At 72.4% G+C, this 19,308-nt stretch carries 16 protein-coding genes, 3 tRNA genes and 2 pseudogenes; 14 read left to right on the top strand and 7 right to left on the bottom strand.

Features of this window, described 5'->3' with window-relative positions:
- The 6 genes and pseudogenes from B073_RS0133980 to B073_RS0133950 all read left to right on the top strand — a co-directional run.
- Positions 1–727: class I SAM-dependent methyltransferase (locus B073_RS0133980; RefSeq protein WP_018542533.1), on the top strand; the 727-nt coding region annotated here is incomplete at its 5' end.
- Between the two features lie 262 nt (positions 728–989).
- Positions 990–2,063: a DMT family transporter gene (locus tag B073_RS0133975; RefSeq protein WP_018542532.1), complete on the top strand. Its 1,074-nt coding sequence runs from the start codon at positions 990–992 to the stop codon at positions 2,061–2,063.
- 188 nt (positions 2,064–2,251) lie between these two features.
- Positions 2,252–2,446: pseudogene (locus tag B073_RS48485) on the top strand (Trm112 family protein); the annotation flags it as partial.
- A 122-nt stretch (positions 2,447–2,568) separates the two neighbouring features.
- Positions 2,569–3,408 (top strand): FkbM family methyltransferase, encoded by an 840-nt coding sequence (locus B073_RS0133960; RefSeq protein WP_018542529.1) that lies wholly within the window; start codon positions 2,569–2,571, stop codon positions 3,406–3,408.
- On the top strand, positions 3,392–4,039 hold the full coding sequence (locus B073_RS0133955; RefSeq protein ID WP_018542528.1) for a hypothetical protein: 648 nt from the start codon (positions 3,392–3,394) through the stop codon (positions 4,037–4,039). Before B073_RS0133960 ends, B073_RS0133955 begins: the two co-directional genes overlap by 17 nt.
- Positions 4,040–4,505: 466 nt before the next feature.
- Entirely contained in the window at positions 4,506–5,537 is a 1,032-nt protein-coding gene (locus B073_RS0133950; RefSeq protein ID WP_018542527.1) for a rod shape-determining protein, read from the top strand.
- A 124-nt stretch (positions 5,538–5,661) separates the two neighbouring features.
- Here the strand turns inward: B073_RS0133950 and B073_RS0133945 are convergent, their stop codons facing one another.
- On the bottom strand, positions 5,662–6,258 hold the full coding sequence (locus tag B073_RS0133945) for a histidine phosphatase family protein (RefSeq protein ID WP_018542526.1): 597 nt from the start codon (positions 6,256–6,258) through the stop codon (positions 5,662–5,664).
- 121 nt (positions 6,259–6,379) lie between these two features.
- Positions 6,380–6,784, bottom strand: a complete 405-nt coding sequence (gene trxA, locus B073_RS0133935) for a thioredoxin (RefSeq protein WP_018542524.1) — start codon at positions 6,782–6,784, stop codon at positions 6,380–6,382.
- Between the two features lie 518 nt (positions 6,785–7,302).
- Here trxA and B073_RS0133930 point away from each other — a divergent pair.
- From B073_RS0133930 to B073_RS0133905, 6 genes are all read left to right on the top strand, one after another.
- Complete coding sequence (locus B073_RS0133930; RefSeq protein WP_018542523.1) at positions 7,303–8,094, top strand: hypothetical protein; 792 nt, start codon at positions 7,303–7,305, stop codon at positions 8,092–8,094.
- 188 nt (positions 8,095–8,282) lie between these two features.
- A complete protein-coding gene (locus tag B073_RS0133925; protein WP_018542522.1) occupies positions 8,283–9,158 on the top strand; it encodes a glycosyltransferase family 2 protein in 876 nt (291 codons plus the stop codon).
- A gap of 274 nt (positions 9,159–9,432) precedes the next feature.
- Positions 9,433–11,112, top strand: coding sequence for a nucleic acid/nucleotide deaminase domain-containing protein (locus tag B073_RS43120; RefSeq protein ID WP_051094344.1), 1,680 nt, complete (start codon positions 9,433–9,435; stop codon positions 11,110–11,112).
- Positions 11,113–11,180: 68 nt separating this feature from the next.
- The gene (locus tag B073_RS0133915) at positions 11,181–11,810 is read left to right on the top strand and encodes an SUKH-4 family immunity protein (protein ID WP_018542521.1); all 630 of its coding nucleotides are present in this window, start codon (positions 11,181–11,183) and stop codon (positions 11,808–11,810) included.
- Positions 11,811–11,822: 12 nt separating this feature from the next.
- Positions 11,823–12,653 (top strand): nucleic acid/nucleotide deaminase domain-containing protein, encoded by an 831-nt coding sequence (locus tag B073_RS0133910; protein ID WP_026247984.1) that lies wholly within the window; start codon positions 11,823–11,825, stop codon positions 12,651–12,653.
- Positions 12,654–12,676: 23 nt separating this feature from the next.
- A complete protein-coding gene (locus B073_RS0133905) occupies positions 12,677–14,467 on the top strand; it encodes a hypothetical protein (RefSeq protein WP_026247983.1) in 1,791 nt (596 codons plus the stop codon).
- A 314-nt stretch (positions 14,468–14,781) separates the two neighbouring features.
- On the opposite strand, the gene B073_RS0133900 is transcribed toward B073_RS0133905, so the two are convergent.
- The 3 genes from B073_RS0133900 to B073_RS0133885 all read right to left on the bottom strand — a co-directional run bounded on the left by B073_RS0133900 (position 14,782) and on the right by B073_RS0133885 (position 15,188).
- Positions 14,782–14,858: transfer RNA gene (locus B073_RS0133900), tRNA-Ile, on the bottom strand.
- 179 nt (positions 14,859–15,037) lie between these two features.
- A tRNA-Asn gene (locus B073_RS0133890) sits at positions 15,038–15,110 on the bottom strand.
- A 5-nt stretch (positions 15,111–15,115) separates the two neighbouring features.
- A tRNA-Asn gene (locus tag B073_RS0133885) sits at positions 15,116–15,188 on the bottom strand.
- Between the two features lie 215 nt (positions 15,189–15,403).
- Between B073_RS0133885 and B073_RS0133880 the strand changes: the two genes are divergently transcribed.
- Together B073_RS0133880 and B073_RS0133875 are read left to right on the top strand one after the other, a co-directional pair.
- Positions 15,404–15,703: a hypothetical protein gene (locus B073_RS0133880; protein WP_018542520.1), complete on the top strand. Its 300-nt coding sequence runs from the start codon at positions 15,404–15,406 to the stop codon at positions 15,701–15,703.
- Positions 15,704–15,781: 78 nt separating this feature from the next.
- Positions 15,782–17,233 carry an FGGY family carbohydrate kinase gene (locus tag B073_RS0133875; RefSeq protein ID WP_026247982.1) on the top strand — a complete coding sequence of 484 codons (1,452 nt, stop codon included), beginning with the start codon at positions 15,782–15,784 and terminating at the stop codon, positions 17,231–17,233.
- Between the two features lie 24 nt (positions 17,234–17,257).
- On the opposite strand, the gene B073_RS0133870 is transcribed toward B073_RS0133875, so the two are convergent.
- Entirely contained in the window at positions 17,258–18,505 is a 1,248-nt protein-coding gene (locus B073_RS0133870) for an RNA polymerase sigma factor (RefSeq protein ID WP_018542518.1), read from the bottom strand.
- 255 nt (positions 18,506–18,760) lie between these two features.
- Positions 18,761–19,308, bottom strand: a pseudogene (locus tag B073_RS42080) (DNA primase); the annotation flags it as partial.

Genomic DNA, 19,308 nt, shown 5'->3' with positions numbered 1-19,308 from the left:
CCGAAACTTCTACGAGAACCCCACCGTGCCCGTCGCATCCGGCGACGGCCGCAGCCGACGACAGGCCCGGCTCCTGGCCCGCGCCCTCGGCCCCGTACACGCGGACGCCCCACCCGCCACCATCCTGGACATCGGCTGCGGCGACGGCACCGCCGCAGCCACCGCCGCGAACTTCCTCACGGGCCACCGCGTCATCGGCGTCGACTGGTCCCAGGACGCCCTCCGCCGCGCCGCCGCCCACATCGGACACGTCGTCCGCGGCGAACTCACCGACGGCGGCCTCCCGTTCGCGACCGGCGCGGCCGACGCCATCCTCTTCAGCGAGGTCATCGAGCACCTCGTCGACCCCGACGCCGCCCTCGACGAACTCCGCCGCGTCCTCCGCCCGGACGGCCACCTGCTGCTCTCCACCCCGAACCTCGCCGCCTGGTACAACCGCGGCCTCCTGCTCGCCGGGATCCAGCCCGTCTTCTCGGAGGTCAGCCTCCGCGGCATCCACGGCCGCCCCGGCACCCAGGTCGTCGGTCACCTACGCCTCTACACCGCCCGCGCGCTCCGCGCCTTCCTCACCGCGTCCGGCTTCGACGTCATCCGCATCACCGGCGCCCCGTACCACGACGTCCCCCGCCCCCTACGCCCCCTGGACCGCGCCGCCTGCCACGCCCCGTCCCTGTCCTCCATCCTCCTCGCCCACGCCCGCCCCCGCCCCAACAACCACACTCCGTAACGGAGTCGGGAACAAAACCACCCTCCGTAATCGTTGCCGAAACAGCAAGGAAGGAGGCCCCCGCAAGGCTCCCCGCCCCCGGCCCACCCCAGCCCCACACGCCCAAACGCCCCACGAGTGCACGGCCCGCACAGCCCAACCAGGCGCGTAGAGCCGAGAATCGCAGCCCGACGAACCCCAACCACCGACCGAGACCGAGACCAAGCGAGACCAAGACCGAGACAAGCCCGAGACCGAGGCAAGCCCGAGAGGAGGCAGGCCGATGCTCTGGTGGGGCGTGGCGTCCGCACTGCTCGCCAACGTCCTGTACAGCACCGGCTTCGTCCTGGAGAAGCGCGCCCTCGCCGCCCTCCCCACCCTCAGCACCCGCCACCCCGCCCGGCTCATACGCCATCTCCTGCGCAGCCCCCTGTGGCTCGGCGGCTCACTCGCTCTGGCCGCGGGCTTCGCCGCCCAACTCGCCGTCTATCGCACACTTCCCATAGCCGCCGCCCAGGGCATCTTCATCTCGGGCCTGGTCCTGCTCCTCCTCATGTCCTCGGTGGTGCTGGGCGAGCGAACCAGCGGCCGGGAGCGGCAGAGCATCGCCGCGATCCTGTTGGCGCTCGCGCTGGTCGTCGCCTCCCTCCGGCACGAGGACGCCCGGGCCATCGCCCGCACCGCGCCACCCGCGACACTTCTCGCGCTCGCCGTGCCGTCCTTGGCCGCGGGCATGCTGCTCTACCGCTCGGCCGAGCTGCGCGCCCGGCGCCGCCACCGCCTGCCGACCGCCGGCGTCTCCTACGGAGTGGCCGTCGGGCTCCTCTACGGCGTCAGCTCACTGGCCATCAAGGGCGTCTCCGGCCTGCTGGACTTCCACGACGTCCCGGCCGCCGCGGCGGCGCTGCTCCGCTCGCCCTACCCCTATCTGCTCCTCTTCACCGGGGCCGCCGGCCTGGTCCTGTCCCAGACCGCCCTGCAGCGCTGCCGAGCCTCGGTGATCGTTCCTGTCTGCACCACGGTGACCTGCGTCTTCACCGTGGCCTGCGGCACCGTCGCGTTCGGCGAACCACTGCCCGGCGACCCGTTGCGGCTGGCCCTGCGCCTGGGCGGCACGGCCGTGGCCCTGACGGTCCTCCTGGCCCTGCCGCGCCACGAGGCCCCGCCCGCACCCACATCGGCGCACCCGCCCCGTCAGGATCACGGCCCGCCGTCCGGGGTCCCCGTGGCCGATCGCAGCACCCGTCAACCGAACCCGAAAAGCCACAGCCGCCAACCACCCGTCCGCGCAGGCCACATGAGGCCGGATGTGAGACCGACAACGAAGGGATTGATCAATGGCGAGGTCGAACGATGACGAGCACGGTGAGGCGAACAGGCAGATGGAGGCAGATGGAGAGGTTGAGTTGGCGATGAGGCGGTTGAAGAAGAGGCGGTCGAAGTGGGATTCGAAGGTGACGTTGAGCTTGGAATTGACCGCGGTGGAGTCGCGCAGCGGGGTGGAATCGCGCGTGGAGCGTGCGGAGGGAGTGGAGGGAGTGGGTCGTGAAGGCTGATGATGCGCTGTTGAGGATTCTCGCGTGCCCGATCGACAAGGGGCCGTTGGTGCTGCTGGCGTCTGAGGAAGCCCTCTACAACCCGCGGCTGCGTCGGCGTTATCCGATCCTCGACGGGATTCCGCAGTTGCTGCCGTCTTCCGGGGAGCAGGTCTCGGAAGCCGAGCACGAGCGAGCGGTGCGCGAGAGCAGGGAGATCGGCGACAGCGGCGACAGCAGGGATATCAGCAAGAGTACGGACGTCAGGGAGAGGGTGGGGGCGGAGGGGGGAGAGAAGGAACCGGTGGTGGAACCGGGGGCGGGGTCGTGACGTTGGCGGCGCGGGTGGGGCGGTGGCTGCCGGGGCGGCTGGTGTCGGCGTTGGCGGCCGGGCTCTATCCGCGGTTCGAACCGGAGCTGGGGCGGCTGCACGACTTCTGCCCGGCGGGCGGTACGGCCGTCGATGTCGGAGGGTGGTACGGCCCGTGGACCCGGCGCCTGGCGCGCCGCGCGGACCACGTCGTCACGATCGAGCCCGTCCCCCACCTGGCCCGACTGCTCGACTCGGTCACCCCGGCCCACGTCGATGTCGTCTCCGTCGCGGCCACCGACCACACCGGCTGCGCCACGCTCTGGCTGCCCGCGGGCGGCCGCGGCGACCGCGGGGTCTCCTCACTCGTACGCCGTGATGTGCATGCCGCCACCCTGGACGTCCCCTGTCTCCCCCTGGACGCGCTGCGTCTCAGCGCCGTCACCCTCATCAAGATCGACGTAGACGGCGCCGAACTGCCGGTGCTACGCGGCGCGGCACGCACCATCGAGCGCGAACGCCCCGCCCTCTTCGTGGAGTTGGAGGCACGCATCCAGCCGCTCGGGCCCGTCCTGGAGTGGACGGCCGCCCGCGGATATCGCGGTTGGGTCCTGCCACGCGACCGCTGGCTGCCGCTGGCCGACTTCGATCTGCCCGCCCATCAGTCCCGTACCTCCTTCGTCGCCGAACAGGGTCTGTTACGCCGCTCCCTCGCCCCGCACCGCCGTTACGTCAACTCTGTGCTCTTCCTTCCCGACGGCGTCCGCCCGGGACCCGCACACGCCGCACCCGCCGCCGCCTCCGCGCGCTCCACGGCCGCCATCAACGACCATGTCCATCATGAACCCCGCCACTGACAATCCCCCGCCCGCCGGCTCCGGCACCCCCTCCGACCTGCCAGGGCCCCTCGCGTTCCAACTCATGCTGCTGCGCCGGATGGCCGACCACGAACCGGCTCGTGTCGAGGACGCGCTCCGCCGACTAGGCGTCACCCGCGCGCAGATGCGCGAGGCCAACCGCCGCTGGCAGGCCCGGATGCACAGCCCTCGGGCACGCACCGGCCTCCAGCCGTACCGCGCGCTGCTCGGCACGCCCGAGTCCGTCACCACCCGCCGCATCGGCGACCTGACCTGCGAGGCGCTGACCTGGCCGGTCCCGCTCTGGCCGGATCTGCGGTTCGAGGCGCTCACCGCACCCGGTGGCGGCGTCTGGAACGCCTGGCTCGTACGGGCCCCCGGCGCCCCCGCCCCGGAACTCCGTACGACCGCCGATCTCGTCCCGTGGTCCTGCACGGTCGACGAGGTCGCCCGCGCCTTCCCGCCGGCCCGCCCGATGGAGGGCAGCGCCCCCACCCGCTGGCGCCTGGCCATCACCGCCCCGGGACCGGACGGTGCACGACAGGACGTCGTCGCGGAGTTCACCTGGGGCCTCTACCAGCGACGGGCGGAGGGGACGGAAGGAGTAGAGGGAGCGGGGAGGGTGGAGTAAGCGGAGGACGAATCGCCACCCCAGCCCGAACCGGCCGGACAGTCCGAACCTGCCCCGATGGGCCGGCGTCTCGACGAGCCCCACCCCCCGCCCGGACCGCAGTGCTGACCAGACGTCAGCCCGCAGCCGTCCAGCGTCCTATGTCGCCCAGTCAGCTCCACTCCCCCCGCCCCTTGCCCCTTGGCCTGCCACACACCCCACTGGGTTGGACGGACGTAACCTCAGCCAGGCGTCCTCCCTCCCTCCTCGCCCCTCCCCCTCGCCCCTCACACCGACATCTGCCACCGCCCCTCCCCTCACCCCAACGGCGCGCCTCTCCCGCCCCCGTCCCCCGGGCGGACGCGCTCAGCGGGCGGGGCCCGGTGCGGGCCCGGAGGATGGCGCACGAGCGCTCACGTGCGGGTGCTCGTGCCCAGTACCGGCCCGCCGGCGACGTTCGCACCGGCCCATCGGGGAGGAATCCGCCATGACCATCAGCCTCGCCCAACTGCGACGCTGCTCGGCCGCCGTCGACCTCGGCGCGGCCCGGACCAGGGTCTACGTCAAGAACCAGGGGCTGGTCGTCGACGAACCGACCGTCGCCGCGGTCAACACCCGCACCGGGTCGATGCTGGCCGTGGGGGCTCAGGCCGAGGTGATGGACGGCCGCACGCCGGACTACATCCGCGTGGTCCGGCCGGTCTCCAACGGGACGGTCGTGGACATCGACCTGGCCCAGCGCCTGCTGCGCCACCTGGTCGGCGACAAGTTGCGCAAGACGTGGCGACGGCGCCCCTCGATGCGGGCCGCGGTGTGCCTCCCGTACGGGAGTGAGCCGCTGGCGCAGCGGGCCGCCGTGGAGACGCTGACCGGGCTGGGCGCCCGGCGGGTCGAGCTGGTGGACACACTGGTCGCCGCGGCCGTCGGGTGCGGGCTGCCGGTGGAGCAGCCGGAGGCGACCATGATCGTGGTGTGCGGCGCGGGCACCACGCAGGTCGCGGTGCTCTCGCTCGGCTCGATCGTGGCCGCCGAGACCGTCCCGGTGGGTGGCAACGCCATCGACCACGCGGTGATCCAGCACCTTCGGCTGCACCACGAGCTGATGCTGCCGAACCAGTCCGTCCGGCCGCTGCACCTGATGCTGTCCGGGGACGGCGAGCTGACGCCCGGCTCCACGGAAGTACACGGCCGGGATGTGGTCAGCGGGCTCGCGCGGTCGGTACATGTGGACACCGAGCGGGTGCGGCGGGCCATCATCACCCCGCTGACGGCGATTCTCGACGGCATCAGTGCGGTGCTGCGCCGCTGCCCGCCGGACCTCGTGGCGGACCTCGGTGAACGGGGCGTCATGCTGGCGGGCGGCAGCGCGCTGATCCCGGGCCTGGAGCCGATGATCCACGAGGCCACGTCGATGCCGGTGCACATCGCGGACCAGCCCAGCACCTGCGCGGTGCAGGGGCTGGGCGCCATGATCGAGGGCAAGGTGCAGCCCCTGCACCTGGACCCGATGGCCCCGTAGACCGGCGGACCCGCAGACCGGCGGACCCGTAGCCCGACATCGGAACGGCCGGGACGACGACGTCCGCAACTACGACGCCCGGGACGACGACGTCGGAACGCCCCCGCCCTCCGGCAGAACCCGCCTACAGACTCCGCGTGTTCCAGGCCACCACCGCCGGCCGCTCGTGCTCCGTCCCCAGCACGCCGACGGTGCCGGTGCCGAAGGTGAACAGGCCGCCCGCGGCAGGCGGGAGACCCAGGCGGCGGGCGGTCAGGACACGCAGGAAGTGCGCGTGCGCCACCAGCACCACGTCGCCCTCGTCGACCTCCAGGTGGGGCGCGATCAGCGCGAGTACGCGGTCGGCGCGCGCCCCGACCTCCTCGGGCGACTCCCCGGGGTGGTCGGCCGGCCCCGGTGCCACACCGTCGTCGAAGAGGTACCAGCCGGGTCTGCTGCGGTGGATCTCGGCGGTGGTGATGCCCTCGTCCCCGCCGTAGTCCCATTCCCGCAGGTCATCGAGGATGTGCGGGGAGGGGAGCCCGGCGAGTCCGGCGGTGCGCAGGGCGCGCGTCATCGGGCTGGCGTAGACCCGCGCGATCTTCCGCGCCGACAGCAGCGGCCGGAGTGCGCGGGCCTGTTCCTCGCCGTTGTCGGTGAGGGGGAGGTCGGTCCAGCTGGTGTGCCGGCCGTCGCGGCTCCACTCGGTCTCGCCGTGCCGGACCAGCAGCAGCTCACTCATACCGCGCGCTCCGGGAACTCCACGAGCCCCGTGAGCCCCGGGAGCGCACAGAACTCGCTTCGCCCGCCCCGCTCGTGCCGCTCAGCCAGCCCGTGCCGCGCGCTCTGCTCGTGCCACCCGTTCACTCGCCCTGCGCCCGCTCTCCGCTGCCGCCCTGCGCCTCCTGGGCCTGGGCCTCGGCGACCGAGGCGCGGACCTCGTCCATGTCCAGGGCGCGGGCCTGGCCGATGACGTCCTCCAGGGCGGCCTCGGGGAGCGCGCCGGGCTGGGCGAACACCGCGATGTTCTGCCGGACGATCATCAGGGTGGGGATGGAGCTGATGTCGAAGGCGGCGGCGAGTTCGGGCTCCTTCTCGGTGTTGACCTTGGCGAACACCAGGTCGCCGTGCTTCTCGGCCGACCGCTCGAAGACCGGCCCGAACTGCTTGCAGGGGCCGCACCATTCGGCCCAGAAGTCGATCAGGACGAAATCGTTGCCGGAGACGATCTCGTCGAAGTTGTCCTTGGTGAGCTCCACGGTGCTCATACGCGCTTCCCTGCTTCCGGGTCATCGAGGCCGCGCCGTGTTGACGCTTCGGCCTGCGGGGCGACTGTCGTGTGTGGTGTGTAGTTGGTTTCCGCCCGACGGGTTTCCGCCCGGCGGCTTCTGCTGTGCGGTGGGGTTCGGCCGGTCCCGACGTACTGCGCCCTCACAGCTTCCGTAACAGGATCAAACCGCACGGTATTCCGCAATTCCGCGGACCGAGCGAACCGAGCAGGCCGAGCGGACCGAGCCGTCGGGCTCCCCTGCCCACACCCCGCCGTCCTAGACATGCCGTGGCGCAGATCACTCCGGGATACAGAGGTCACTCCGGGATACAGGCTCCCGGATGCCGAGGCCACTCCCGGGAGCAACTAGGAGCGACCGAGCGAGACCGGCAGCCCCAACTACCGCGCCCCACCTCCCCACCCGCCCTACGATGGACAGGGACGAGCAGGGACAAAAAGGCATGAACAGGGATGGACAGGGAGCCCATCCAACAGGCCGAAGGAGGCGTCGGCCCCATGGAGACGCGCGTCGATGAGATCGCCGACGGGATCTACCGGATCTCCACCTACGTTCCCGAAGTTGCCGCGCCGGCCGGCTTCACGTTCAACCAGTTCCTCATCGATGCGGAGGAGCCGCTGCTCTTCCATACGGGCATGCGGCATCTGTTCCCCGCGGTCTCGGAGGCGGTGGGCCGGGTGGTGCCGGTGACGGAGTTGCGCTGGCTGGCGTTCGGGCATGTGGAGGCCGACGAGTGCGGGGCGATGAACGCGTTCCTGGCCGCGGCCCCGCGCGCCGAGGTGGCCCACGGGCTCCAGGGGTGCCTGGTCTCGCTCAACGATCTCGCCGACCGGCCGCCGCGCCCGTTGGCGCACGGTGAGACGCTCGACCTGGGTGGCAAGGCGCTGCTGCGGCGCCGGGTGATGCACCTCAACACCCCACACGTGCCGCACAATTGGGAGGCGCGGGTACTGTTCGAGGAAACGACCGGCACGCTGCTGTGCGGGGATCTCTTCACCCACCTGGGCAACGGGCCTCCGGTGACCGACCGCGATCTGGTCGGTCCGGCACTGGAGGCGGAGGAGATGTTCCGCCAGACGTCGTGTCTGACGGCGGCGGTGGAGACCCTGCGGTCGCTGGCCCGGCTCTCGCCCAGGACGCTGGCGGTGATGCACGGGTCGTCGTACCACGGCGACGGGGCGGCGGCGCTGCGCGCGCTGGCCGACGGCTATCAGGAGCGGTTCAGTCCGGAACGGGTCTTCGCCGCCCGGCCGAGCGTCCTGGCCGGCGCCGACGCCCCGCAGGGCTGACCGCGGCGGCCGGGCCGGGGTGACGGCGGCCCGCCGATGTCACCCAAGCCCCGGGGGTCCAAGTCCCGTTCACCGATGGCCCCCATCAGGTTCCGTCGGGATGTCGCAGCGTCTGCGTCGTGGCGCACGGTGGTCTGTGGCGGCGGCTAGCATCGCTGAAGAGACCGCCAAGAACGGAGTGTTCATCTGTGCGTCAGCTGCGCGTAGGCGTCGCCATCTTGACCATGGGAAACCGCCCCGCCGAGCTCCAGGAGCTGCTGGATTCGGTGGCGAAGCAGGATCTCCCCGCGACGCACATCGTGGTCGTCGGCAACGGCTCGCCGCTGCCTCCGCTGCCCGACGGCGTCACGGGTGTGTCGCTGAGCGAGAACCTGGGGGTCTCCGGTGGCCGGAACGTCGCCCTGGACGAGCTGCGCAAGCTCGGTGATCTGGACGTGGTGGTCGATCTGGACGACGACGGGCTGCTGATCAGCACGGACGTCTTCAGCCGGCTCGCGGAGCTGTACGCCGCCGACCCGAAGCTGGGCATCGTCAGCTTTCGCATCGCCGACGAGCGGGGCCGTACCCAGCGCCGCCACGTCCCGCGGCTGCGGGTCGGCGATCCGCAGCGGGGCGGGCTGGTCACCACGTTCCTGGGGGGCGGGCACGCGCTGTCGGTGCCGATGCTGGACCGGGTCGGCGGCTGGCCGGACGAGTTCTTCTACGCCCATGAGGAGACCGATCTGGCGTGGCGGGCGCTGGACGACGGCTGGCACATCCGTTATGCGCCGGAGCTGGTGCTGCAGCACCCGTACACCTCGCCGACCCGGCACGCGGTGTACCACCGGATGGTCGCCCGGAACCGCGTCTGGCTGGCCAAGCGCCATCTGCCGGCGGTGCTGGTGCCGGTCTATCTGGGTGTGTGGGCGGCGCTGACGGCGGCCCGCAGTCGCTCGGCAGCGGGCCTGCGGGCCTGGGCGGCGGGTTTCGCGGAGGGGGTGCGGACGCCGTGCGGGCGGCGTCGGCCGATGCGCTGGAGCACGGTGTGGCGGATGACGCGACTGGGGCGCCCGCCGGTCATCTAGGTCCCGATAAGGGCTGATAGGTCCTGATAGGGCTGTCCGACCCCGACCCGCCCCATCGGAACGCCCTGGGCGGGGGCCGGGGACCCCCCGGCCAGGGCCCGCCCGGTGCCCCGTTCACCACGGAAGCGGAACGATCTCCACCGCCTTTGCCACTCTCTTTGAGGAACCGTCAACTTCCTGAGAGCGTCTCCCCATACGAGCTTTACCAACGTTACGAACCGGTGGGGAACTGCTCGATCCGGCGAGTGGGAACGGCAGTTAGGGGCGTGTTCGCGTGGGCGTGGTACTTCCGGGTTGGGCCGACGAGATACTCGACATCATCGGTGTCTCGTGGCCGAATGTGGACGAGGACGACTATCGCGCGATGGCGGACTCCTTGCGGGGGTTCGCGGACGACATCGAACACGGCGCCAACCAAGCGCATCAGGTGATCGAGAGCCTGGTGGGCACGGCGGGGGGTTCGCTGGGGGTGGCGGCCCTCAACGCCCACTGGGGCAAGGTCAACGGCAAGCATCTGAAGGGGCTCGCGGAGTGCGGGCGTATGGCGGGGACCGCCATGGACGCCGTCGCCGCCCTCGTCGAGGGCGCCAAGATCGCGGCCATCGCGCAACTCGCCATCCTGGCCGCGGAGGTGATCGCGGCCCAGGCTGCGGCGCCGTTCACGTTCGGCCTCTCGGAAGTGGGCGCGCTGGCAGGTACGCAGGCGACCCGGATCGCCGTGAAAAAGATCATCAAGGAGGTCTGCGAGCAGGTCGTCGAGCAGGTCGTCAGCATGGCGCTGTCGCCGATCGAGGAGGCGCTCGGGGCGATGGTCGGCGACCTGGTGGTCCAGGTGGGGGCCAACGCCCTCGGCATGCAGAAGGGCATCGACGTCGGTCACGCGGCCCAGGCCGGCAAGGAGGCCGGGAAGTCCGCGGCCAGTTCGATGCAGCTGCTCAGCGCCGGTGGTGAAGGCGGGGGCGGCGGCGGGAGCGGCAGCTTCACCTTCGATCCGGACGCCCACGACAGTGTGGTCACCGGCCTGCAGAGCGCCGGCGGCACCTTCCGCAGCGGGGCCGGCGGCAAGCTCGGGCGGGCCAGGAGCCATCACGGCCGGACCCGCGGCAAGGACGCCATTGCCAACGCCGCCGCCCCGATGATCGACAAGACGCTGGAGGGGCTGGAGAACGGCGTCAAGCGGACGGCCGACCATCTCGACGACAAGATGGTCAACGGCGTCAAGAAGATGAAGCTCAACCACCGTGAGAACGACGACGGTATCGCGGCCGACCTCAAGAACATCGGCAAGAATTCGCACGGCAATGCGCCGATGTACAACGTCGGCGACAAGGGGAAGGTCACCCGCCTCACCACGGAAGGGCACAAGGACCTCACCGCCGAGGACCGGAAGCGGCTCACTCCGATAGGACTTCTGAGCGACGACCATGTCCCGCGGCGGGAGGCCGGCAAATATCCGCTGCCGCCGGCGGAGGAGCGCAAGCGGAAACCTTCCCAGCAGGTCGCGTTCGGCAGTACGGACCTGTCGCAGGCCACCCAGCTGGCGCGGCACGCCAACACCGGCGCGGGCAGTAAACAGGGAGATTACGGGCGGGTCAGCAAGGGAAAATTCTCCAGCCGGAACTACGCCGCGGCGCGGTACGGCGAACGCGGCGCCGACGATGAATTCATACTCGTCGGCCGCAGTAAATGGCCGGGAATGCACTCGGAACGCCAGGTCGGCATACCGTTTCTGGACTCCGGGAAGTCGCATGGCATGTCGGAGCTTTATACCGAGCGGGAGCCCTGTACCACCGGGCCCGGCACCAGAGACTGCAGTGCCTGGATGTCGCACCATCTCCCGGACGACGTCAAGGTTTCGCACACCGTCGAGTACGGCGACACCGCGGAGTCCAAGAAGAAGGGCAACGACGAAATGGAAAAGTATCTCAACGGCATTAACCGGCGCAAGAAGTAGCGATTGACGCGGATAAGTCGCCTCCGATAAGATCACCGGATTCCCGCACCTTACCTACAGGACAGAACATGCCCCAGCTCACCGACCGGTCATTGATGGAGTCGGTATTCCCTGCGGAAAAGCTCGTCACGCTGGCGGAAGAGAAGCTGCCGGCGGAAATCGATGCGGCGACGCGTGCACTGCTGACCGCCACGGGCCTGCCGGACGACCGGAGTTCCTTTTTCGTGCTCGACGGCGGCCTCTTCGCCGGGGAAACCCCCGACCGATTCCGCCGGTGCGCGCAACTCAGCCATTTCTCCGAGTACCACGACATGCCTGAGGGCTGGTCGGAGTGGCTGGTGCTGGGCGAGATCCACTACGACGTGGTGGTGCTGGACCCGGTCTCCGGTGCCGTCCACGCCCTGCCGGACGGGGAGTTCACGTCCCGTCCGCTGAATCAGAGCCTGGACTCCTTCCTCTATTTCCTCTATCTCCTCGAACTCGAACGCCCCGGCTACGACGCCACGGTGTCGGAGGACCTTCCCGACCCCGAGGCGCTGGCGGAGTCCCTCCGGGAGCGCATGCGGAACGCCGATCCGCTGCCGTTCGAAGGGGTGGAGCCCGTCTGGTCGGAGGAGGCCGACTGGGAGGCCGAGGACGCCGCGCCCGTTCCGACGTGGGACGGTGTCCTCTCAGACGTGTACGAGACGGTGGGTTAGGCGGAGTCGTCCATGACAGTGCCCGAGGGTGAACTGCGGAAGTTCGGACCGGAGGCGGCCGGCGATCCGTTCACGGCCCCGGAGAGCGTCCGCCGGCTGATGCAGGTCGCCGTCCCCTGGACGGTCGGCCCCTATTTCTCCACCTCCCCCGACGATCCCGTCTTGCTGGGCGCCTATGCGGAGTCCTTCGGGACGGCGGTGGCGCGCGAGGAGCAGCGGCAGTGGGCGCGCCTGGGCAGCGACAGCGGCTACGAGCTCTGCGCCGCCCCCGGGGGCGAGGTGCGGGCGGTACTGCTCGGCTACCAGGAGCCGCCCAGGTTCGTGAACTCCTCGCCCGAGCAGTTCGCCCAGTCCCTGCTCGAACTGGACCGGGCGCTGCGCGTCATCCTCGGCACCGACCGGCCGGAGACCGCCGCGGAGGCGTTCGCCGCGGCGGAGCGGCAGTTGCGCGCCACGGACCCGGCGGCCTTCGCCGACCGGGAGAGCTGGTGGCCGCTGGTCCTCGACGACATCCGGGACACCGCGGGCACGGAGTGGTACGCGGCCTTCGAGTACGTCGGCGACGACGGCGAGAAGCAGGTGGTGACGCGTTCCGGGGGCATCGCGCTGCACCCCGAGGAGGGCCTGTGGTCCGCGCTGCGCGGGGCGGGCGTCGAGCCGTCCCAGGTGACGCGGATCCACACGGAGCTGGAGGCGTGCTTCCTGCCCGGCCACTACTGCTCGCTGTGGCTGGCCCGGATGTTCCCGGACGCCGAGCTGACCCACAACTTCCCCTACGGCGAGAGCGCCGAGTCCCGGGCAGAGGGGATCCGCCTCCTCCGCGAGGCGGCCGCCCAGCAGTGACAGCGGCAGGGGGAGAACCGCCGATGACGACCACCGCACACCCCGAGCCGGCGCCCGAGACGGCGGCCTGGCCGGCGCTGGACGACCGCCACGCGGCGGCCGGCCGGGCCCTGCTCGACTGGGCCGCCGCGGCCGACGGCGAGCTGCCGCGGCTCTGTGTGGTCCGCGGCGGCCGGGCCGGCGGCAAGAGCCATCTGCTCGCCTGGTTCCTCGCCGGGGCGGGCGCCGACCAGCGGACCACCGTCCACGCCACGGTCCCCGCCGCCGGGCTCATCGCCGACTCCGTCGCCTGGGAGCTGGGCCGCCAGCTCGGCTACGGCCCGCTGCCCCCGCACCGCCTCCTGGACCGTGTCGCCGCCGACGCCCGGCCGCTGCTGCTCCTCCTGCCCGACCTGCATCTGGCCGGCCGCGGCCCGGCCGGCCACGCCCCGGCGGACCCCGGCACGCTCGTCGACGAGCTCCTCGTCCCGCTCCTGGGTCTCCCGCACGTGCGCGCCGTCGCGGAGACCGGCACCACCGCCCTCCTCGACGACGCGGACCCCCACGTCATCGACCTCGGCGAGGCCCCCTGGCCCGACGCCGCGCCGCCGCCCGCCGCGTCCGCAAAGGCCCCGGACGCGGACGCCGCGTCCCTGTTCGCCGCCGTCCCGCGCACCGCCGACGGCCGGGCGCGGTGGGACGAGGCGCCGCCGGCCGCCCGCGAGCACATCCTCGACGCCACCCTCGCCACCGAGGACGGCGGCACCGCGGCCGGCTCCCTGCTCGCCGACCCCGGCTTCCTCCTCTACGGACCCGCCACGGCCATCACCGCGGCACTCCACGATCCGGCCACCGTCGCCCCCGCGGGCCTGCGCGCCATCTGGGACCGCGCCGCGCCCCACCTGTCCGGTTCCGCGGACGACGACCTCGCCCGCGCCGCCGTCCTGCACGCGGCCGCCCTGGCCACCAGCCCCACCCTCACCGAATACGTGCGCCCGCTGGCCGAACGGCACCTGTGGACCGCGGTCTGGGCGCACCACGACGTCCCGGCGGCCGCCCACTGCCACCTCCCGCGGCAGGACGGCACCCTGCTCGTCGCGGACGCCCTGGGCCGGCTGCACCGCCACGACGCGGGCACCGGCGAACGCACCGGCGTCGTGCCCGCCCCCGCGGGGCTGCGCCCCTTCGGCCTCGCCGCCGCCGATCCGGAGACGGTGCTGCTGTTCGACGGCAGCGGGCCGCTCTTCCCCCTCACCCCCGACGAGGAAGGCCCGGCGAGCGCCGTACTGGGGCACATCGCGGCCCACCACGGCGCCGCGGCGCTCGACGCCGCGCCCTCCCGGCCCACCGCGCTCGGCGCCGACGGCCGCTCTCCGACGGCCGTCGTCGGCGACGCCGGCGGAGCCGTCCACGTGTGGTCCCTGACCGCCTACCAGCCCCTGCCGCACTCCCACCGCCTGCACCACGCCCCCGTCACCGCCGTCACCTGCCTGCGGCTGCCCGACGACGACCTCACCCTCGTCTTCAGCGCCGCCCTCGACGGCTCGATCCGCCTGTGGGAGACGTCCGGGGAACCGATGGCGGGCCCCATGGAGCAGCGCCCGGCCCTCGTCACGGCCCTCGCCGCCGCCGACACCCCCACCGGCCCGCTCCTGGCCGCCGCCTGGAACGACGCCGAGCTGCACCTCTGGCACCTCACCAGCGGGACCGTCCGCACCCTGCCGCTGCTGTACCGCTGCAACGCGCTGACGCTCTCCCCCACCGGCCGCCTGACCCTCAGCGGCCCCGACGGCCTGCACACCCTGCAACTCACCCTCGACCGCCTCTGGAACTGATTCCCACCCGCCCCGCGGGCCGGTCCGGGGCGGCCGTCGCCCCGCCCCTGCGCCTCACTTCCCGCGCAGGAGGCGAACGGGCCGCGCAACTCCGTTCCCCCGGCGACCAGTTCCCGCACCGCGCCGGCGGCTCCTCACGGGACGACACCACCAACGCCGCTTCCGGACCCGTCGCGACCCCCATATGGCCCTGCCTGGCCTCGTCCCGCCCATGGCCCCTTTTCGGGGGCCGAAACGACGAGGGCCGCCACCCGTAGGTGGCGGCCCTGCTGCCGTGTTTCGGCTGGTCAGATCGTTTGTGCGCTGACCTGCCGTGGTGGGGCGGGTGGGACTCGAACCCACGGCCGACGGATTATGAGTCCGCTGCTCTAACCGGCTGAGCTACCGCCCCTCACGGCGCGTCGCGCACATTTGTGCGCGCCGTCTGCCGCAGCATAGCCGCTCATACGATCTGCTGCCCGTGCGGGCTGCCGTCGGGCGACCTTGCACGCCCAAGAGGACTTCGATCACCGGGGATTCGGTTCCCGGACACAAGAAAAAGGACCCCTTCCGGGGTCCTCGTTCCTTCTGCTCCCCCGACTGGACTCGAACCAGTAACCCTCCGGTTAACAGCCGAATGCTCTGCCAATTGAGCTACAGGGGATTGAGCTCCCCCGACTGGACTCGAACCAGTAACCTGCCGGTTAACAGCCGGCTGCTCTGCCAATTGAGCTACAGGGGATTGCTCTGCTTGCCTCGAATGCATCGCTGTCCGGGGCTCCGGACGGCGTGCGCTCGCTGCGACACATACATTAGCGCAAGCAGGGGGGTGCTCCGCCAATCGGTATCCCGGGAGGCCACCGCGGGTGGCCCCGGTACCGGCGGGCAGGTGCCCAGCCCGGCGTCCGGTGCCGGCCGGCACCGGACGGGATCGAGCGGCAAGGGAAAGGTGGAGCGATGCGCTACCGGCTCACGTTCGTCGCGGGACTGGCGGTGGGATACGTGCTCGGCAGCCGGGCCGGGCGGGAGCGGTACGAGCAGCTCCGCAAGGGTGCGCAGCGGATCGCGCAGAACCCGGCGGTCCGCAACAGTGCGGAGGCGGCCGCGCTGGGCGGGCGGCAGGCCGCGTCGAAGGCGTTCGCGGCGGTGTCGGACAAGGTCGGGGACCGGTTGCCGGGCCCGGTGGCGGAGCGGGTGCGGTCGCTGCGGGAGCAGCGGGCGGCCGACGAGGACGACTGGGGCACCAGCAACACCTGAGGCGGGACCCGGGTCCGGGGCGCGGTGGGCAAACCCTGACTCTTTCCCCATGGGTCCCATGGGGCATCATCTGGGGCCATGGGGATAGTCGCCGGGTTGGACAGTTCGTCCGAGAGCACACGGATCGTCGTCTGCGATGCGGACACGGGTGCCGTCATCAGGCAGGGGTATGCGCCGCACCCTGTGGAGAAGGGGCCCGAGGCCGATCCGCAGGCGTGGTTGATGTCACTGGGCGAGGCCGCGGGGAACGGGCTCCTGGAGGGCGTCCAGGCCATCGGGGTGGCCGCGCAGCAGCACGGGCTGGTGGCGCTGGACGCCGAGGGGAATCCGGTGCGGCCGGCGCTGGTCGGCAACGACCGGCGGGCGCAGAGCGCGGCGGCGGACCTGGTGGACGCGCTGGGCGGGCGGGCGGCCTGGGCGCAGGCGATCGGCGCGGTGCCGCAGGCGCAGCACCCGGTGACCAAGATGCGGTGGCTGGCGCGTACGGAGCCGGCGAACGCGGCCCGGATCGCGGAGGTAATGACGCCGCACGACTGGCTGGCCTGGCAGCTGCTGGGCCGGCCGGCGCGGCGGACCACGGACCGGGGCGGGGCGTCGGCGACCGGCTACTGGTCGACGGCGACCGGCGCGTACCGGCCGGATCTGGTGGAGCTGGCGCTGGGGCACCAGGTGCGGCTGCCGGAGGTGCTGGGCCCGGCGGGGACGGCGGGTTTCACGCCGGAGGGGCTGCTGATCTCGGCGGGGACGGGCGAGACGATGGCCGCCGCCTTCGGGCTGGGGGTCGGGGTGGGCGACGCGGTGGTGTCGCTGGGCGCCTCGGGGTCGGTGTTCGCCATCCACGAGGAGGCGCTGGCGGACCCCACGGGGACGATCACGTCGTTCGCGGACGCGACCGGGCGGCATCTGCCGGTGGTGCACACCACCAACGCGGTGCGGGTGCTGCGCGGTACGGCGGAGATGCTGGGGACGGATCTGGCGGGGCTGTCCGAGCTGGCGCTCGCCTCGTCGCCGGGTGCGTACGGGATGGTGCTGCTGCCGTATCTGGAGGGCGAGCGGACGCCGTATCTGCCGCACACCGCCGGGTCGTTGCACGGGATGCGGCGGGAGAGCATGAAGCCGGAGCATCTGGCGCGGGCGGCCGTGGAGGGCATGCTGTGCGGGCTCGCGGACGCGCTGGATGTGCTGCGGGGCCGCGGGGTGGCGGTGCGCCGGGTGTTCCTGCTGGGTGCGGCGGCGGAGCTGGGCGCGGTGCAGGCGGCCGCGCCGGGGCTGTTCGGGGCGCAGGTCGTGGTGCCGCAGCCGGCCGCGTACGCGGCGCTGGGCGCGGCCCGGCAGGCGGCGTGGGCGTGGCAGGTGGCGCACGCCGGCAGCGAGGGCGGTGCGGGGTATCCGGAGCCGCCGCGGTGGCCGGCCGCGGCGAGCCAGGTCTTCGAGCCGGGCGAGGAGCTGCCGGTGTGGCAGGCGGTGCGGCAGCAGTACACGGCGGTGCGGGACGAGGCCCATCCGGGGGCGTTCCAGCGGGAGGGGTGAGCGGCGGGCGGCGCCGCCCGCGGGTCAGTCGAGGTAGCCGCGGAGCTGGTCGGCGAAGGCGTGGTCGCGGAGTTTGCCGAGGGTCTTGGACTCGATCTGGCGGATGCGTTCGCGGGTGACGCCGAAGATCCGGCCGATCTCCTCCAGGGTGCGGGGGCGGCCGTCGGCGAGGCCGTAGCGGAGCTGGACGACCTTGCGTTCGCGTTCGCCGAGGGTGGAGAGGACCGCGTCGAGGTGTTCGCGGAGCAGCAGGAACGCGGCGGATTCGACGGGTGAGGCGGCGTCGCCGTCCTCGATGAGGTCGCCGAGGGCCACGTCGTCCTCCTCGCCTACGGGGGCGTGCAGGGAGACCGGTTCCTGGGCCAGGCGCAGGACCTCGGTGACGCGTTCGGGGGTGAGGCCGAGCTGGGCGGCGACGTCCTCGGGGGTGGGTTCGTGGCCGCGTTCCTGGAGCATGCGGCGCTGGACGCGGACGACGCGGTTGATGAGTTCGACGACGTGGACGGGGACGCGGATGGTGCGGGCCTGGTCGGCGAGGGCGCGGGACATGGCCTGGCGGATCCACCAGGTCGCGTAGGTGGAGAACTTGTAGCCGCGGGCGTAGTCGAACTTCTCGACGGCGCGGATCAGGCCGAGGTTGCCCTCCTGAACGAGGTCGAGCATGGTCAGGCCGCGGCCGACGTAGCGCTTGGCGACGGAGACGACCAGGCGGAGGTTGGACTCGATCAGGCGGCGTTTGGCGATCCGGCCCCGGACGACCAACGTGTCGAGGTCGTGGGCGAGTTGGGAGTCGAGGTCGGGGGTGCGGGTGAGTTTCTCCTCGGCGAAGAGGCCGGCCTCGACGCGGCGGGCCAGGTCGACCTCCTCGGCGGCGGTGAGCAGCGGTATCCGGCCGATCTCGCGGAGGTACTGGCGGAAGAGGTCGGAGGAGGGGCCGCCGGTGTCGGCGCGAGGTGCGGGGTCGGGGGCGTCGGTGGTGTCCGGGGCGTCCGCAGCGTCGGTGGTGTCGGTGGTGTCCGCGGTGTCGATGGTGTCCGGGGGCTCCGGGGGGTGTTCCGCGGCGAGGAGTTCGGCGGCCGGGGGGTCGGCCTGCTGCGGGACCGTGACCGGAACGGCCGGCAGGCCGGCATCGGGTGGGGCGGCCGGTGCGCCGCCGGGAGGTGCGGCGGGGAGGGTCCGGGTCTGCACGGGGGCGACCTCCAGATGATCGCGGCTGGGCGGCACGAGGACCGGGGCGGCGGCGGCCGGGCCGCCGGGTCCGCCCCACGGCACGAGCCGGCTGCGCGGGGGCTCACGTCCCGTACGGCGGCGCGCAGGGGCGGATGTGCCGCGCTCCGGGGGACTTACGGCACCGCTCCTCAGTGTGGAGTACGACACATGTCCGCCACGAGGGGCGTGCGAGCACTTTTTGAGTCCGGTCCGTGACCGAATGGCTACCCGGAGGTGCCGGTGGAGGGCGGCGGGGTTCCTGGGGTGGGTGGTGCGGTCCGGACCAGGCGGCGGCCGGGGGCGGGGGTGAGGGTGGGGTCAGAGGGCGGCGGCGCCGCGCTCGCGGAGGGACTGGCCGTACTGCTGGAGGACCCAGACTTCCTTGTGGACGGCGGCGGCGCCCTCGTGGTCGCCCTGGAACTCGCAGCGGCGGGCGGCGCCCTCCAGGCTGGCGATCCGGGCGTCGACGGCGGCGACGCGGACGCGCACCAACTGCTCGCCGGCGTAGGCCGGATCGGGCTCGCGGCGGGTGAGCAGCCGCTCGACGGACAGCTCGGTGATCAGGGAGCGGATGGTGTTGTCGGGGGCGGCGTCCATGACGCGGGCGGTGTAGTCGGCGTCCGCGGCGGAGACTCCGCCGGCCTCCTGGATGCACTGGCGGACCACGGCATACGGGGGCGCGGTGAACTCGTCGGCACCGTAGGCGTCGAAGGTGGGGGCGACCAGGTCGGGGCGCTGGAGGGCCAGCTTGAGGAGTTCGCGCTCGACCATGCGGGCGGGGCTGCGGAGGTTGAGGGCGGGGCCGCGCTCTTGGGGGGCGGTGGGGGCGGGCGCGGCGGTGCGGGCGGGGGCCTGGGGGGCCCGGT

The organism is Streptomyces sp. MspMP-M5, assembly GCF_000373585.1.
Lineage (GTDB): Bacteria > Actinomycetota > Actinomycetes > Streptomycetales > Streptomycetaceae > Streptomyces.
This window is presented reverse-complemented; position numbering and strand designations above follow the sequence as displayed.

Coding starts and splice junctions, on each gene's coding strand:
- B073_RS0133975 (WP_018542532.1), top strand. CDS start 990: ATGCTCTGGTGGGGCGTGGCGTCCGCACTGCTCGCCAACGTCCTGTAC.
- B073_RS0133910 (WP_026247984.1), top strand. CDS start 11,823: ATGACAGTGCCCGAGGGTGAACTGCGGAAGTTCGGACCGGAGGCGGCC.
- B073_RS0133905 (WP_026247983.1), top strand. CDS start 12,677: ATGACGACCACCGCACACCCCGAGCCGGCGCCCGAGACGGCGGCCTGG.
- B073_RS0133875 (WP_026247982.1), top strand. CDS start 15,782: ATGGGGATAGTCGCCGGGTTGGACAGTTCGTCCGAGAGCACACGGATC.
- B073_RS0133915 (WP_018542521.1), top strand. CDS start 11,181: ATGCCCCAGCTCACCGACCGGTCATTGATGGAGTCGGTATTCCCTGCG.
- B073_RS0133955 (WP_018542528.1), top strand. CDS start 3,392: ATGAACCCCGCCACTGACAATCCCCCGCCCGCCGGCTCCGGCACCCCC.
- trxA (WP_018542524.1), bottom strand. CDS start 6,784: ATGAGCACCGTGGAGCTCACCAAGGACAACTTCGACGAGATCGTCTCC.
- B073_RS0133930 (WP_018542523.1), top strand. CDS start 7,303: ATGGAGACGCGCGTCGATGAGATCGCCGACGGGATCTACCGGATCTCC.
- B073_RS0133950 (WP_018542527.1), top strand. CDS start 4,506: ATGACCATCAGCCTCGCCCAACTGCGACGCTGCTCGGCCGCCGTCGAC.
- B073_RS0133945 (WP_018542526.1), bottom strand. CDS start 6,258: ATGAGTGAGCTGCTGCTGGTCCGGCACGGCGAGACCGAGTGGAGCCGC.
- B073_RS0133880 (WP_018542520.1), top strand. CDS start 15,404: ATGCGCTACCGGCTCACGTTCGTCGCGGGACTGGCGGTGGGATACGTG.